Genomic DNA, 14,880 nt, shown 5'->3' on the forward strand with positions numbered 1-14,880 from the left:
ATTTTAGTACTATATAAAAAACTTCTGTTAATTATAGTGATTATAATTAACAGAAGTTTTGAAAATTCAAAATCTTATCCTGTTGAAGCAATATTATTTTGCTTCCTGATCTAAAATCGCAGCTACTACTCCAGGTTGCGAGAAGAAGGGTGTGTGACTGGTAGGTAAAGAATAGGTCTTTGTAATATTAGCTGCTTTTGCCATACTTTTTTGCAAGGTCAGCCCTATTGCATGGTCGAATTCCGTAAAAATATATACCTTCTCTATTTTACCAAAATTGGCAGCCGTAAGTGCAACTGGAGTTGCAAGAGGTCCAAGTGGCTCCGGTTTAAAATTGGGAACTAGTACATCTGCTATTTTTTTTGGTGCATCTGCAGCGAAAAAATCCAAAATACCTTCTTTGGCAATTCCTACTACGCCTACTTTTTCATCCGGCTGTATGTATTGTCCGATATGAGTCTCTTTATCTGCTGCCGAAATTGAGAAAAGGCTTTCTCCGTTTGCCGGTAAAAATGCACACAGGTAAACCAGTTTTTTGATTTGTCCGGGAATTTGCTCAGCAGTCTGGCTAATCACCATTCCTCCAAAGCTATGGCCTACAAGAGTAATGTTTTTTCTTGTTCCAATTGCTTTTTTTACAACGTCTACATAACCCTGCAGGGTCAATGACGAAACAGGCGTATTGTCGCTTCCATGCCCTGGTAAATTTACTGTAATCACTTCATTTCCACTCTTTTTAAGCTCTGCTTCAACAGACTTAAAATCTGCGGCAGAAGACCATGCTCCATGCACGATCACAATAGTGTTTGGGCTAACCGTGTTAGCCTGAATTGGTGCTCCGATAGCGGTCATTAAAATCACCGCTGCAGTTGTAATTGATTTTCTCATCTTTAAAAAATTTATAGTTATATTAATTGTTATTATTATATGAAATGATGTAATGAAATTATTTTTAAAAAACTAAAGTCAAAGTACTGGCCGTAAACAGTATATCTTTACCGTTACTCACGTCCTGAATAAATTTCCCGCTGTTAAACCATGTTCCTTCTATGGTAAAATTCAAGTACTTATTAATCGAATAATCAAATGAAGCTCCTAATTGATTTCCTATTTTTTTCGAAGTTGAATTTGAGCTATCAAATAACACCGAAACATTTGGCTGATAGATGGCATCGTTCACTGAAGCTCTCCAAAACATATCATAATCGATATTAAAATTTAATTTTTGGGTTAGCTGAAATTCCAGAAAAGGATGCATATCAATTAAATTTGATGGTCCTATTAATGCAGCTAAACCAAAGTATGCCCCTTTTGGAAAAAGAGGATTAAATGTTTCCAGAGAACCATCATTTTGAATTTTATCTCCCGAGATGTATTCCGTTTTAAATCCTATTTTTTGAATTCTTTTATTGATCTGATAATTAAAAGAATTATTGATTGAAAATGTCCAGGCACTAATGTTTTGTTGATCAAATTTCCCAAATTGCCAGGCCGCTTCAATATCATAATTCCAATTAGAATGAGTTCCCCAAATTCTTGAACCGACCGTATTTCTACTTTCCTGTCCCGAAATGGTATTGAATGTGCTTTTTGATTTTTGGAGGTTAAGAAAATAAACTTCTACATTGTTTAAAAACCTAACTCCCTTTATACTAGCATACAAGCCAAAAAGCTTTGTGTTTTTGTCAATCTTATCATTAAAATTTCCAAAGCTATTTTTGACATAATAACCATAAAAAGCATCTACAGACAAATGATTTCTTTGGTACATGATTTTCATCGCATCGAATGCCTGCCTGCTGTTTGGTCCTTCCCGAACTGAAATCAATCTCTGTGATCCATAATACAATTCCTGTCTTCCCATTCTAAAGTTTAAATTCCCTACCCTGACATCAAAAAACAATTGATGGATGTCTAGAGGATTTTCTTCTAATGGATTAGGATCTACCCTGCTAATCGAAGAACTGCTTTGTAATTGGCTAAACAACCGAAACGTATTCCCAATTTTTAAATCGCCATACAAAAGTGCCCTGTTCAGTATAAAACCATTTTCATCCTTATACGCTTCATCCCAGTTTTCATTGTCAAAATATTGGTATTGAGTCCTGTTTTCACCTCCGAAAAAAAGAAATACCTTCGACTTTTGAGATACCGTTATTTGTTTGATTTTATAATAAAAATTTTGATTTGTACTATCAATTGAAATAGTATCATTATACCTTAAAAACCTGAATTCATTTATTTGTTGTGGATAAACAGCGGAACTAAATACAACTATAAAAATTAGGTAATATTTTTTCATCTGTTTAAAAATTATTTTCATTCCGCCTCTGCGATAAGCGTATTGATATCCTGAATCAACCTGTTTGTATCTTTTATACTTAAACCATCGTAATACCCTCTAATTCTCCTTTTGCCATCGACTAATACAAATGTGCCATCATGAATTATGTTTCTTTGATCCGCATTACCGTCATCAAATGCCCTTACTTTATAATCTTTGGAAAGTTCAAAAACGACATCACTTTCACCAGTCAGGAAGGTCCATTTATTATTATTTATTTTATAGTTTTCCGAATACCTCTTTAACGCTTCAGGGCTATCATTTTTATAATCTATGCTATAGGAAACGATAGCGACCTCATCTATTTTTTCAAAAGCCTTCTCTACTAATTTTAAATGCTTTGTCATTTTAGGACAAATCGTTGGGCAACTGGTAAAAAAGAAATCAACAACCTGTATTTTATTTTTAAAATCTAAATGAGTTACTTCCTTGTTAAATTGATTTTTTAACAGAAATTCCGGTGTTTGATAATACTTGTTTTTTCCGGTTAACGGATCAGTTGTTAATTCACCTAAAATGGGAAGGTTATCAGTCTTCGTGCATCCTGCGAAAAGCATTATAAAAAGTAAAACCCTAATGTTCATTTCTATTTTCATAATCCTTATAAATTGAAATGTTTGCTAATTTTAAAATTTCGTCCGGAATATTTCTATTGGGTAATGGCACAGGCTGAAAAATTACATCAATATTTATTTTCTGATCTAGGGCCTGAGCAATTTCCTTTTCAATTTCAATTTGAAGAAATACTCCGTTTTGCAACAGCACTGAATCTATATCCAGAATTGGCAAAATCGTAAAAGTTCCGGTGTATTTGCTTTGTTTCTTTCCATCAATCATATACTCAAAAAATACTCTGGCACAATATGGCTGATACGGAAGCTGCGCTCTTTCAAAATGCAGTATAACGTGAGATCTTTCCTTGTCAGCAAAATCCTTGCTTATGGATTTTGTATCTGAAGTCTTTAGATTTAAGGGTGCAATACAATCCCTTTTGGACTCATTTCTCTTTGGCTTATCTCCTTCAATATAGGGATTACAAAAATTTGGATTCAGATCTAAATCGGCAAAACGATAGCCTAAATCTTCTGTTTTCAATAATTCTTTTATTTTAAAATCTACCGGACGCCCATTGCCATCTGTTGCATATAATTTTTTTTCAAGCCATTCTTCACTTTCAGGTAATTTATTGTCTGGACTATATGCGCGCCAGGCATCCCAAATGCGATCACAGTTTCCGTGGTGACCATAAAAAATGGGTTCAAAACCAGACTCTACAAAAGTGGCCATTTGCCCGCCAATCCAATTGTGGATATTATTATGAAAAGACTGTTCTGCCAAACCATCTAACTGCGCATCACCATTCTTTTTGATCGCCGGATATCCTCCAAAAGTTTTATAGTCATTCGCTCTAAAACCTGCGCCTACATTAATAAAGTCATTGGGTATTTTATCATTTGGCCCCACAAATCTTGAAGCATTATATAATGGATTGCTTTCGTCTCCCCAATAATGTTCGGGTATAAAATTATTTTTTGTCCAGTCCCAGTAATGCAATGCCAATTTGGGTTCAGAAACTGCTTTTTGGAGTTTTTGCTCCAGCGACCACAAGTACAATCTATGCCACGGCCATACATACCAATTGTAATGTACCTGATTAGAATACATACTTGTAGCACAAAAAGTTGTATGCAACAAAGCATTTGCCTGCCAGCCCATTGGATCCAAAGGCGATATTTTAGAACGTTTTTTTAAGATTCCTACCGCCTCTTTAAACAACTTTATTTCAGGATCATCAACAGGAATGTCAGCAATATTCTTTCTTACCACGATATTTGAATACGTTTTGTTTTCAGAACTGCCGTTATCCGGATTTGTTTTGTCCTCTTTACACCCAATTAATGACGACGAAATCAATGGTAAACCTGCTAAACCAAAGGAAGCCATCCCTACTTTTTTCAAGAATAATCTTCTGTTATTATTTTCCATATCTATTGTTCTGTAAATTTTTGTCTATTGCGTATTTGCCTCCGCCTAATATTAATAAGGCAAGAGCCATTCCTATCCAGAAAATAAAGTATTCGTAGCCTTCTCCTTTTAGTGTTCCAAACCAATTCATAAAAAATCCATTTTTAAGATGCGTCGTAAATATCATCCCCAGCGGAAGTAGTATATAACAAAAGGCAACAACCCTGGTTCCCAATCCGATAATAAGGGCAATTGCGCCAAGAGTTTCCAGAACGATTACTGAAAAGCCCATAATCCATGGCAATCCCACCGATTCAGTAAAAAATAACATGGTTTTAGAAAAGCCAAAGCCTCCAAACCAGCCTAATAATTTTTGCATACCGTGCATCAATACAACAAAACCCAGGACAACTCTCAAAATTAGAGGCGCATATGATTCGCTTGTTTCAAGTAATTTATTTTTCATAATGTTTTATTTAAATAGTAATTAATATTTGCTTTTGCATATTATGTTTCAGACAGTTTCCTGTCTTCAATACATGACCTTTATAGTGGTTTAATTTTTTATATATGCCGAATACATCCAGACCATTTTTTCCTGTTCCCGAATGTAATCGCTCATTAAACTGTTCGTTCCTGTATCATCTATTTCTGCAGACAGATCAAGGATCAATCTTTGTTTTGCCAAAAGTATTCCCAGTGATTCTACAACTTTACCAACAGAATGCTGTCCATTAATTACCTCATTTGTTTCTAAAATTGAAGCTGTTTTAAAATACTCGGTAAAATTGTGGTTTGGTTTAAATCCTAAGGTTAGTATTCTCTCTGCAACCTCATCAATTTTTAAAAAGAGATTATTGTATAAGTCTTCAAACTTTTGATGCAGTACAAAGAAATCATCACCTTTAATATTCCAATGATATCCTCTGGCATTTTGATAAAATATTGAATAATTAGCGAGTAAATCATTCAATTGATATGCTAACTCTTTACTTTTTACAGTATCTAATCCTATGGCATTTAAATCGTTCATTTTTATATTTTTAAAATGTTATAAATAAAAATTATATATCTAATATTCTTGAGTCACTTACAAAACGCTTCCAGTTTAAAAATGGCATTGCGTATGATCTCAAAGTTTTGTAAATCAAAAACGAAGGATTGACTTGCGTTTTTATCTTTTTAGTTTTCTGCACTTCTGTAACTGTTTCTCCGATTAAAAATGTACCTCCGGAAAAAAAGTCATTTTCTATTCCTGACGAATCCTCAATTTCGCGATCTAGTCTTATAACATATTGACCTTCTGCCGGAATGTGTAAGTTATAGTCGTAATTTTCAATAACTTTTCTAAAAACAGCATTGTTGGTCACCATAGGATTTGATAAAAATCCTGTTTCTGTTTTATCGCTTAAAGTGATACTTTCAAAATATCCCTTGATTCTATTTTGTGACTGCAATCTTTTAATTGTCCCCATATCTTTATATTTTTTTCTAATCACTATATTTTTTATTTATCTCATTTTCAATTTTTGAATCATGGCTGCATTCAGATTATCACTATACGCTCCATACGCATCTACCAATAACCCTTTTATACCATATTCTGTGCTTATTGCGTAAAGTATTGAAGAATCATCCGGATTAGAATCTCCTTCAAATCGATAAAATGCATCCACATTAAATTCAGTAGAATCAAATGTTCTGTTTAACTTTTTACAGTCTAATGTTGAGTTACTAAGATTAAAATCAAAAGTGTATCCCTCTGCTTGTTTTACAGTTATTGCCTCTGTTAGTGTATCGTAATTTGTCATTTTGTTTTTGTTTTTTTAAGAATCTATATTTTATAACAGACTCTGATTGTTAAGTAAATATTTTATTATTCTGGTAAATAGTTTGATAGATAGTCGTGTACCGTCTTAGATTTTCTTATTGTTTCAAATAATTTATAATTTGAAAAATTGATATAAAAATCATTATCAAATAGATTTCGTTTTCGTTAGAGCAAAACTACTTCTAAACACAACCGGAGTTTCTGTAGAAAAGTTATCAAAAATTATAAATATTAAAGATTTGGAATATTATTGTAGATTTTACTAAGTGTAGTCTATCGTATCTATCAGAATAATAAACGATTACACAAGTATCAGGATTTCTTAATTCTTATAATGCCAAAATAATTTCCTAGTAATAAATAACAGGATTTTACACCATCAATTGGATACAAAAGAATGCGCGCAGCTTTTTATAAGGGAAGAAGTATTGCTTAAAAGTTAAAATCTTTAAATATTATAATTTTTAGTCAGGATTTGCGACTTATATGATTACATTTTTATGCAATTTTGAAAAATCAAATCAACATATACAGAAGCCAAATAACTAAATATAAGCAACTTAAGATGAAACCAGTATTAACCAATTTGAGTAAAATTACTGAATGTCTGGCTTTTATGAATCTACCGATTTCCACTTACAATAGTGAGAATTTTAGTTTTATAGAACTACATGAAATTGGGATAAAATTACCTTTGCAGTCGCCAACATTTCGACCTGATTTTTATAATTTGTTCCTAATAATCGACGGATGCGGCACTTATTATATTGGGAATAAAGAAATTGAAATTACTTCTAACAAAATCATAATTTCCCGTCCCGAATCATTTACCTCCAGCTATTGGACAAAAATTCAAAAAGTATACATGATTAGTTTTCGAAAAAGCTTTCTCCTGCAATATTTTCCTGCGGGAATTGATACTATTCTGGAGTTGGGTGGAGAAAATGTATTTTCCTGCGATCTGACTGAGGAAAGGATGAAATATTTTGAGCAGACTTGCGATGAGATCTATGATTTATCGATTTCAACAATGGAATATAAAGATGAACTTATTGCAAACCTTATTCTTAATCTTTTGTTTTTAACGCAATTACATCAGAAAAAAGATTTAAAAATGAAAATGGAAAGCGAAAAAAACACCACAATTGTGAGCGCATTTCGTCAAAACATGGAAAATAATTTCAGCCAGCTTATAAGTGGTCAGGACACTTTATTAATGCGAACCAAAGAACATTCTAAATTATTGAATATCAACGAAAATTATCTTTCGAAAGTAATAAGCAATTGTACAGGAAAAACGATAAATGAATGGATTAATGAGAAACTTATTGATGAGATTAAATACCTGCTGAAACATTCTGATAAATCAATGAAAGAGATTGCCGCATTATTCGCTTTTAACGATCTAAATTATTTTTGCAGTTATTTTAAAACGCAGACTTTAAATGCACCCAGTGCATTGAGGAAAGACTTTAACAACGGTGAAAAAAATCAGGCTGTTATTTATAATCAGCAATTTATAAAACATCAATCATTTAAATAATAGGGAAACTTCTATCTGAAATATTTTGAAAATGGAAAATAGTAAGAAAATTAAATTCACAGATTTCTTTGATACCGTAAAAATAATGGGGCAGGATTTGTCATACGTAGATCTAGACCGCGTCGATATGTCTCATGGCCACTTAGGAGATGCTGAATTCTCCTTTGTCAATTCCAAAGTACTTCATCCGGATGATCAGCTTCCTTTTGTAACACCTCCGTTTTACACGACATTTTTCTCAGTGGGCTTTGTTCTGGATGCTTACGGAAAAATTATAGTAGATAAGCTGCCGTTTAATATCAAACCGGGAATGTTATTTGTCAATAAACCCGGCGAACTTCAGCAGTTAACCTGGGATGTTATGAATGAGTCTTACGGAATACTTTTTACTGAGAATTTTATCTCGAAATATGCCGGTATATCTATTTATAAAACATTTCCGTTTTTGCTTTTTGAAAGACAAATTCCATTAAAAACCTCCGAAGCATTTCAACAGGAACTAAAAAAAATTGTTTTGCTGATTGTTGATGAACTTATTAATGATTCGCCTTTGAAAAACCATATTTGCGCCAATTTATTGACGCGGTTTTTGCTGAAAATAAAACAAGAATATTGGGAAGGTTACATGATTCATAATCCGGAAACGAAAAATCCGGATATCGTAACCGATTTTTTCCAAAATCTTGAATATCATTATGATCAATTGCTAAAAGGAAAAGTACAAAGAACATTGTACATAAAAGATTATGCAGAAATGCAGCAACTTCATGAAAATTATCTCTCTAGTGTTTTAAAGGAAAAAACCGGAAAAACAGGCGGACAACTGATAGCGGAAAAAACCCTGAGCGCAGCAAAAATTCTTATCGAAGATCCCCGATTATCTTTAAAAGAGATTGCTTACATGCTGGGATTCTCCTATTTGTCTTACTTCAGTATTTTTTTTAAAAAACATACCGGTTTGTCACCAGCTAACTATCGCAAAAAAAATATTGATTAAAAACAGCTTTCTAAGACTTCTGAAATTACCAGGTTGGACGAATGTTTACAACGTTGCCACGATATACATGAGCACGATCAGAATCAGATGCATTAAAATCTTTTCTTACTGAACTCGGCGTAGTGTTAGTATTCTTTTTAAAAAAGGTATAAAAATATTTAGGGTCACTAAAAGCAAACATTTCTGAAATTTCAGGAATTGGTTTATCGGAATTTTTTAGTAGATAGCTGATTTCATCAATGAGCCTGTCATTAATCCATTGATTGATTGTTTTGCCTGAAGTTTTACTAACCACTTTAGAAAGATAAGTTTCCGTAAGACTTAGCAACTTAGCATGTTCTTTAGTCCTGAGTATAGCCGTACTTTCACCGGAAATCAGCATATTGAAATTCTGATCTATATTTTTTAAAAATGATGTGACAATCGCGGCGTTTTTTTCGTCCTGAACTTCCAATTTAATTGTATTCTGATGTTGTTGTATCAGTAATAAAATATTAATAAGAAGATTAGAAATCATCTCATATTTGCAATTTGAAACAGAAATCGCTTCGTCATAAATTTGCTCGCAGATTTCCTCAAATTTGCTGAAATGTTTTTGATCCAGAAAGTAATTAAATGCATTTGTATTATTCTTAAAAGGAATATCATCAATACCATGCGGAAAATATTTCTCAAAAAAACAATTTGTAAATGAAATGCTATATCCAACGGGACCTTCTGTCCATCCACTTGAGAAATAAACATCCGGCTGTTTCATAAAAACATGTTGGGGACCCAGTTCATAAATATGATCGCCTACAACAAAAGTCCCTTTTCCTCCTTGAATGATCGTTAAAGTATAATAATCCGGTCTAAAGATTGGAGTAAGATACGGCATTTTTAATCCCATATCATGTAGTTTTATAATGGCAAAATCATCACTGTCAATATAAGAAAAGACAGGGAGATTCATAAAGGCCAATATATGTCTAAACTTCTTTAAGGACGTTAGTTCTGGTTTCATTTCAGATTACTTAAATTCGTAATTATTACATTGGTTATTCAAACAAATTTAGTAAAAATAGGTACAATTTTTATAATTGCACGCAACCGCTTGCTAAATACTATTTCAGTAAAATATTAAACGTTCTTTCTCCCATAAAATAGCTTGCTCAGCATATTGAATAGTTCTCTTTTTTAAGTTACCAAATTGTTATTCTGTCTTTCTTAGGCAAGAACATTTTATCTCCAGATTGTACATTAAATGCTTCGTAAAAAGGTGTTGTATTCATCAAAGGACCATTTACACGCCAATTTGGTGGAGAATGCGGATTATTATTAATCCACAAACGCAGGAACTCGTCTTTCATTTTTACTCTCCATATTTTAGCTATGGAAATAAAAAAGCGCTGGTCTGGAGTAAAACCGCCAATTTTTGTATTTCCTTGTCCTTGTTGGGTCATTTTAAAAGCATCATAGGCAACTGCTATTCCGGCAATATCCGCCGTATTTTCGCCAACTGTCATTGCACCGTTAATATGTAAATTATCTAATACAGTATAGGTGCTGTACAAATTGATGACCTGTTGTATTTTGGACTTAAACTTTGCATAATCCTCTTTTGTCCACCAGTTTTTTAAGTTCCCGTCCTTGTCATATTGGGCACCCTGATCATCAAAAGTATGCGTTATTTCATGACCTATAACCATTCCGATACCGCCATAGTTAAGTGCATCATCTGCATCATTATCAAAATATGGGGGTTGTAAAATACCTGCAGGAAAAACAATTTCATTTGCCGTAGGATTATTATATGCTGTAACGGTTGGAACTGTTGTATACCATTCTGATTTATCAACTGGTTTGCCCAATTTTTTCAATTGAAATTGATATACAGCTGTAGCGGCCGAAACCATATTCTCAAAATAAGTACCTCTGGCTATATTTACATTGCTATAGTCTCTCCATTTATCCGGATATCCTATTTTCTTCGTCATCGCTGCCAATTTTTCTTTCGCTTTTTCTTTCGTGCTTTGGCTCATCCATTCTAATTTGTCAATTCTCTTGGCATAGGCTTTTTGCAGATTATTCACGAGAGTTAACATACGTTTTTTGGCATCTTCAGAAAAATATTTCTTTACATACAATTCACCCAACGCTTCGCCCAAGTAAATATCAAGAACATTCGCCATTTTTTCGCCACGTGATTTTTGAACAGCCTGACCAGAAAGTACTTTAGTGTACTCAAATAAGGCATCGCCAAAAGGTTTACTTAAATCATCTGCATATCTTTCTATAGAATTTGCTTTGAGATAAATTTTCCAATTAGCAATAGGAACGGTTTTTAAAAGCTTATTAAGGGCATCATAATAGGCAGGCTGACCAACATTAATAGAATCGGTTTGAGCGCCTAACTTATTTAAAAAAGTAGTCCAGTCTATGTTGGGGTGTCTTTTAGAGAGATCCGAAACAGCTATTTTATTATAATTTGCCTGTACATCGCGAAGTTCAACTTTTGTTTTATGCGAAACGGCGAGTTGTTTGTCAATATCGTAAACTAAATTAGCATTTTTTTTAGCCTCTATCGCATTACTGCCTGTTTGTTGGAATAATGTAGTAAGGTATTTTTTGTACGCCTCTTGTATTGCAACAGTTGGTGCATCTGATTTGAAATAGTAGTCCCTGTCAGGCAAACCAATACCCGTTTGATAAATTTGAGCAATGTTTATACTGCTGTTTTTCTCATCGGGCGACACTCCAAAAGCTATAATAGAAGGATTGTTTACTTTTGCCTCATTCACTACAAAGTTCATTAAGGACGGCAAATCGCTAATGGCATCAATTTTGGAAAGCAGGGGTTTGATCGGTGTAAAACCGCGTTTGTCAATAGTTACAGTATCCATACCTGATGCATAAAAGTCTCCTACCTTTTGTGCTATACTCCCGTCTGAATTCTTGCTTTGCGAAAGACTGTCCAATATTCCCTGCAGACGAATTCGTTGTGGAAAATTCATAAACATATACGAGCCAACTCCGGCTTGAGATGGAGGTATTGACACAGAGTCATACCATTTGCCGTTTACATATTTAAAAAAATCATCACCGGGTTTTAATGTGGCATCTATTCCAGTGATAACAATTTCTTTTTTTTCCTGATGTTTTGAGCACGCTGTAAAAGCTAAGAATCCTATTAAGAGCAGTAATGAATTTTTCATAATCTGAACTATTTCTATTAAAATGAACTGAAAAATGTTTGAAAGCCGATGTTTTAAAATGTATTCCTGGCATAGCCAAATTTAGCAGAACAATATACGAATTCGGTTTTTAAATCTAAAATTTATCTATTTTATTGTTATTGTTAAAAACCAACATTTACAATGAAACATTAAATCAAAAAAACAACCTTGTTTAGTAATTCTAAGCAAGGTTGTTTTTAAGTCCTCAAGTCAGTTTAGAAAATTTACATATTTTGTACTTTCTATTGTGAAAAATCTGTCGATACAGACACCGCTTCCCAGTCTGACATTTCTTTATTTAATTGCTGAATTTTACTTTTTGCCCTGTTAAAAGCATCACTTCCTAAAAACAAATTGACTGGGGGATTTTGACTCAATACTACCTTTAAAAAAGCATCCGCAACCAGATCCGGATTTCCAAGTTGGATTCCGTCCATATTGTTCATTTTTTCATGATATTCACGCAGATAATCATATTCCTGCAGCTGTTTTTTGTTGTAAGCAATAGAATCAGGTTTTGCAAAACTTGTTCTGAACCATCCCGGCAAAACATTCGTGACATGTATTCCAAGTGGCTTTAAATCATTTGCGAGCGCTTCTGATAAACCACTTAAGGCAAATTTTGCAGCACAATACATTGACCATCCCATCCCCGGGGCAAAACCCGCTATTGACGAAATATTAATAATGTGACCAGAATGCTGTGCTCTCAGATAAGGTAAAGCTTTCTGAACAACCCGTACAGCAGCAAAAAAGTTTACTTCAAAATTTTCGTTTATTTCGTCAGAAGTGAGTTCTTCCAATGCACCTCCTAAACCATAACCTGCATTATTTACAATTACATCTACCTTTCCAAACTTTTCAATTGTCTTTTTAAATGACAACTCAATAGATTGCTCACTTTTTAAATCCACATTTAATTCAAGGAATCTGTCGCCATATTCTGAAAATTGTTCAAATACATTCACCGATCTTGAGGTAGCTGCAACGCTGTGACCTAAGGATAGAAGTTTTTTTGTCAGTGAAAATCCCATTCCTTTAGATGCTCCCGTTATGTACCAAACTTTAATTGTGCTCATAATTTTTTATTTTGAGACAAAGTTAAAGCAGGAAATTAGCATCATTTTGCTAAAACAGCACCATTTTTTGTCAAATTCAAACCTTCCTAAATAATGACGGACTGCTGTTAGTTTGTTTTTTGAAAAAGTTATTGAAATGTGCCTGATCCTCAAACCCTAGGGCATAGCTAATCTCGGCAATGCTCCAATTGGTATATTTCAACAATGCTTTTGCTTCAGTCGCAAGCCTTGTAAAAATATGATCTGTAGTCGTGCGCCCAGTTGTTTTTTTAATCGCCCGATTCAGATAATTAACATGTACGGACAGCCTTTCAGCTACTACTTTTGGAGATCTTAACTCAAAACGCTGCCCTGTTGATTCAATCGGAAATTGTCTTTCCAAAAGTTCAGTAAACACCGCTGTAATTCGGGATCCTGCATCAATATGCCGAAAAAGATCATCAGCGGGATGCAGCTGCAAGGCCAGAAAAATCAATTCGCTGACATAGCTTTTAATTAACTCATACTTATAAATATAGTCTTTTTCAATAGTTGCAATAATCTTTTCAAAAATTGCACTGATCTCAGTATATTCTTTATCATTGAGTTCAAAAACCGGATATGATCCCACCGAAAAAAGCGGTAATTCATTTAAATTAATACGGAAACTCTCCTGAAAAAATTCTTCTTTAAAGACACAGAAACATCCTTTCGTATCTGGCTCCAATACCTCATAAGTATAAGGAACCTTCGGATTAAAGAACAGCAAAGTATTACCTTTAATGGCAATACTCCTGTCCCCGTAATGAAATACATTATTCCCTCGAAAGAGCATAATTTTAAAAAAATCCCTGCGAATATAAGTTGAAGATGTTGTATTTGCAGCAATACGATCCTCAATTCTAAATACATTAAATTGACCAGTATGCTTAGTAAGATTTTGTGATAAGGTATTGAATTTATGTCTGTAAAATTCTTCGAGAGATTCTGTTGATGTTGCCATGTGTCAACTTTTTTTTGCAAATTTCAAACTTTATATTCGAATAATCATTGCTTTGACTTAAGTTTATTTCAATCTTAATGAGATTTGCTATCAGAATTGGCTTGATTGTTTAGTTAAAACTGCAAAAATTAAAGCCTGAGCCGGATTATTTCCAGCTCAGGCTTTATTCAAATATCTCAGGAGATTATAACGCTATTACTTAATTTCTGTAATAAAAATTTCTTTAGGTGTTCTGACTTTTTTCATATTTACAAGCCAGTCATTTGCTTCGTCTCTATACCCAAGAGGGAGTATTACAGCACTTTTCAATCCTTTTTCTTTCAGTTCTAAAAGTTTGTCTACTTCCTCGGCAACGAAACCTTCCATTGGCGTTGCATCTACTTTTTGCTCCGCTGCTGCTGCCAATGCAGTTCCTAATGCAATATATGCCTGACGTGCTGCATGGTTAGCATGCCATTCCTGTGAAAGCGGCTCGTACATTCCCCACAGCGTTTTTTTATAATCATCCATCGTATCTGCAGGAAGACCTCTTTCGGCAAGTGTTCTGTTAAAAACTTTTTCTATTCTCTCCAGTGAATAACCATCCCAGGCTGCAAAAACCAATAAATGGGAACAGTCTGTAATCTGGCTTTGGTTCCATGCCACTGCTTTTATTTTTTCTAAAAGTTCAGGATTAGTTATCACAAATACCTGATAAGGCTGAAGTCCGGAAGAAGATGCGGAAAGCCTTACTGCCTCTAATATATAATCTACTTTCTCTTGTGGAACTACATTTCCATTCATTTTTTTTGTAGCATAACGCCACTTTAAATCTTCTAATAAACTCATATTTTGCAATTTTAATTATGAAACGTAAATCTACAAAATCCCTCTGTTTCCATTTTCTTTATAATCCCAAATTATAGTTAAGAAAAGGCAATCAGC

15 protein-coding genes are annotated in these 14,880 nt (G+C 33.7%); 2 read left to right on the top strand and 13 right to left on the bottom strand.

Annotated features, from left to right (window positions below):
• Positions 1 to 93 precede the first annotated feature (93 nt).
• The 8 genes from AC3QL1_RS18690 to AC3QL1_RS18725 all read right to left on the bottom strand — a co-directional run bounded on the left by AC3QL1_RS18690 (position 94) and on the right by AC3QL1_RS18725 (position 6,120).
• Positions 94 to 852 (bottom strand): alpha/beta fold hydrolase, encoded by a 759-nt coding sequence (locus AC3QL1_RS18690; protein ID WP_492493650.1) that lies wholly within the window; start codon positions 850 to 852, stop codon positions 94 to 96.
• 100 nt (positions 853 to 952) lie between these two features.
• Positions 953 to 2,302 carry an alginate export family protein gene (locus tag AC3QL1_RS18695; RefSeq protein WP_492493651.1) on the bottom strand — a complete coding sequence of 450 codons (1,350 nt, stop codon included), beginning with the start codon at positions 2,300 to 2,302 and terminating at the stop codon, positions 953 to 955.
• Between the two features lie 17 nt (positions 2,303 to 2,319).
• Positions 2,320 to 2,940, bottom strand: coding sequence for an SCO family protein (locus AC3QL1_RS18700; RefSeq protein ID WP_492493652.1), 621 nt, complete (start codon positions 2,938 to 2,940; stop codon positions 2,320 to 2,322).
• The gene (locus AC3QL1_RS18705) at positions 2,918 to 4,330 is read right to left on the bottom strand and encodes a tyrosinase family protein (RefSeq protein ID WP_492493653.1); all 1,413 of its coding nucleotides are present in this window, start codon (positions 4,328 to 4,330) and stop codon (positions 2,918 to 2,920) included. Before AC3QL1_RS18705 ends, AC3QL1_RS18700 begins: the two co-directional genes overlap by 23 nt.
• A complete protein-coding gene (locus AC3QL1_RS18710) occupies positions 4,320 to 4,775 on the bottom strand; it encodes a DoxX family protein (RefSeq protein WP_492493654.1) in 456 nt (151 codons plus the stop codon). Before AC3QL1_RS18710 ends, AC3QL1_RS18705 begins: the two co-directional genes overlap by 11 nt.
• A 90-nt stretch (positions 4,776 to 4,865) precedes the next feature.
• Positions 4,866 to 5,342 (bottom strand): Dps family protein, encoded by a 477-nt coding sequence (locus AC3QL1_RS18715; protein ID WP_492493655.1) that lies wholly within the window; start codon positions 5,340 to 5,342, stop codon positions 4,866 to 4,868.
• A gap of 31 nt (positions 5,343 to 5,373) precedes the next feature.
• On the bottom strand, positions 5,374 to 5,784 hold the full coding sequence (locus AC3QL1_RS18720; protein WP_492493656.1) for a hypothetical protein: 411 nt from the start codon (positions 5,782 to 5,784) through the stop codon (positions 5,374 to 5,376).
• 36 nt (positions 5,785 to 5,820) lie between these two features.
• The gene (locus tag AC3QL1_RS18725) at positions 5,821 to 6,120 is read right to left on the bottom strand and encodes a hypothetical protein (RefSeq protein WP_042562737.1); all 300 of its coding nucleotides are present in this window, start codon (positions 6,118 to 6,120) and stop codon (positions 5,821 to 5,823) included.
• A 585-nt stretch (positions 6,121 to 6,705) separates the two neighbouring features.
• On the opposite strand from AC3QL1_RS18725, the gene AC3QL1_RS18730 reads away from it, so the two are divergent.
• Complete coding sequence (locus AC3QL1_RS18730) at positions 6,706 to 7,683, top strand: AraC family transcriptional regulator (protein WP_492493657.1); 978 nt, start codon at positions 6,706 to 6,708, stop codon at positions 7,681 to 7,683.
• A 31-nt stretch (positions 7,684 to 7,714) separates the two neighbouring features.
• The gene (locus AC3QL1_RS18735) at positions 7,715 to 8,680 is read left to right on the top strand and encodes an AraC family transcriptional regulator (RefSeq protein ID WP_492493658.1); all 966 of its coding nucleotides are present in this window, start codon (positions 7,715 to 7,717) and stop codon (positions 8,678 to 8,680) included.
• Between the two features lie 25 nt (positions 8,681 to 8,705).
• Here AC3QL1_RS18735 and AC3QL1_RS18740 read toward each other — a convergent pair whose 3' ends face one another.
• From AC3QL1_RS18740 to AC3QL1_RS18760, 5 genes are all read right to left on the bottom strand, one after another.
• Positions 8,706 to 9,632, bottom strand: coding sequence for an AraC family transcriptional regulator (locus AC3QL1_RS18740; RefSeq protein ID WP_492493659.1), 927 nt, complete (start codon positions 9,630 to 9,632; stop codon positions 8,706 to 8,708).
• A gap of 229 nt (positions 9,633 to 9,861) precedes the next feature.
• A complete protein-coding gene (locus AC3QL1_RS18745; RefSeq protein WP_492493660.1) occupies positions 9,862 to 11,874 on the bottom strand; it encodes a M13 family metallopeptidase in 2,013 nt (670 codons plus the stop codon).
• Between the two features lie 263 nt (positions 11,875 to 12,137).
• The gene (locus AC3QL1_RS18750; protein ID WP_492493661.1) at positions 12,138 to 12,974 is read right to left on the bottom strand and encodes an SDR family NAD(P)-dependent oxidoreductase; all 837 of its coding nucleotides are present in this window, start codon (positions 12,972 to 12,974) and stop codon (positions 12,138 to 12,140) included.
• A gap of 76 nt (positions 12,975 to 13,050) precedes the next feature.
• Positions 13,051 to 13,956 (bottom strand): helix-turn-helix domain-containing protein, encoded by a 906-nt coding sequence (locus AC3QL1_RS18755; RefSeq protein WP_492493662.1) that lies wholly within the window; start codon positions 13,954 to 13,956, stop codon positions 13,051 to 13,053.
• A gap of 195 nt (positions 13,957 to 14,151) precedes the next feature.
• A complete protein-coding gene (locus AC3QL1_RS18760; protein ID WP_492493663.1) occupies positions 14,152 to 14,784 on the bottom strand; it encodes a nitroreductase family protein in 633 nt (210 codons plus the stop codon).
• Positions 14,785 to 14,880: the final 96 nt, after the last annotated feature.

It is taken from the genome of Flavobacterium sp. GW823-FHT04A11, assembly GCF_058796535.1.

What these genes read in the sequence shown, in the direction of transcription:
- AC3QL1_RS18690 (WP_492493650.1), bottom strand. Translation starts at nt 852, where the DNA reads ATGACCGCTATCGGAGCACCAATTCAGGCTAACACGGTTAGCCCAAAC.
- AC3QL1_RS18695 (WP_492493651.1), bottom strand. Translation starts at nt 2,302, where the DNA reads ATGAAAAAATATTACCTAATTTTTATAGTTGTATTTAGTTCCGCTGTT.
- AC3QL1_RS18700 (WP_492493652.1), bottom strand. Translation starts at nt 2,940, where the DNA reads ATGAAAATAGAAATGAACATTAGGGTTTTACTTTTTATAATGCTTTTC.
- AC3QL1_RS18705 (WP_492493653.1), bottom strand. Translation starts at nt 4,330, where the DNA reads ATGGAAAATAATAACAGAAGATTATTCTTGAAAAAAGTAGGGATGGCT.
- AC3QL1_RS18710 (WP_492493654.1), bottom strand. Translation starts at nt 4,775, where the DNA reads ATGAAAAATAAATTACTTGAAACAAGCGAATCATATGCGCCTCTAATT.
- AC3QL1_RS18715 (WP_492493655.1), bottom strand. Translation starts at nt 5,342, where the DNA reads ATGAACGATTTAAATGCCATAGGATTAGATACTGTAAAAAGTAAAGAG.
- AC3QL1_RS18720 (WP_492493656.1), bottom strand. Translation starts at nt 5,784, where the DNA reads ATGGGGACAATTAAAAGATTGCAGTCACAAAATAGAATCAAGGGATAT.
- AC3QL1_RS18725 (WP_042562737.1), bottom strand. Translation starts at nt 6,120, where the DNA reads ATGACAAATTACGATACACTAACAGAGGCAATAACTGTAAAACAAGCA.
- AC3QL1_RS18730 (WP_492493657.1), top strand. Translation starts at nt 6,706, where the DNA reads ATGAAACCAGTATTAACCAATTTGAGTAAAATTACTGAATGTCTGGCT.
- AC3QL1_RS18735 (WP_492493658.1), top strand. Translation starts at nt 7,715, where the DNA reads ATGGAAAATAGTAAGAAAATTAAATTCACAGATTTCTTTGATACCGTA.
- AC3QL1_RS18740 (WP_492493659.1), bottom strand. Translation starts at nt 9,632, where the DNA reads ATGAATCTCCCTGTCTTTTCTTATATTGACAGTGATGATTTTGCCATT.
- AC3QL1_RS18745 (WP_492493660.1), bottom strand. Translation starts at nt 11,874, where the DNA reads ATGAAAAATTCATTACTGCTCTTAATAGGATTCTTAGCTTTTACAGCG.
- AC3QL1_RS18750 (WP_492493661.1), bottom strand. Translation starts at nt 12,974, where the DNA reads ATGAGCACAATTAAAGTTTGGTACATAACGGGAGCATCTAAAGGAATG.
- AC3QL1_RS18755 (WP_492493662.1), bottom strand. Translation starts at nt 13,956, where the DNA reads ATGGCAACATCAACAGAATCTCTCGAAGAATTTTACAGACATAAATTC.
- AC3QL1_RS18760 (WP_492493663.1), bottom strand. Translation starts at nt 14,784, where the DNA reads ATGAGTTTATTAGAAGATTTAAAGTGGCGTTATGCTACAAAAAAAATG.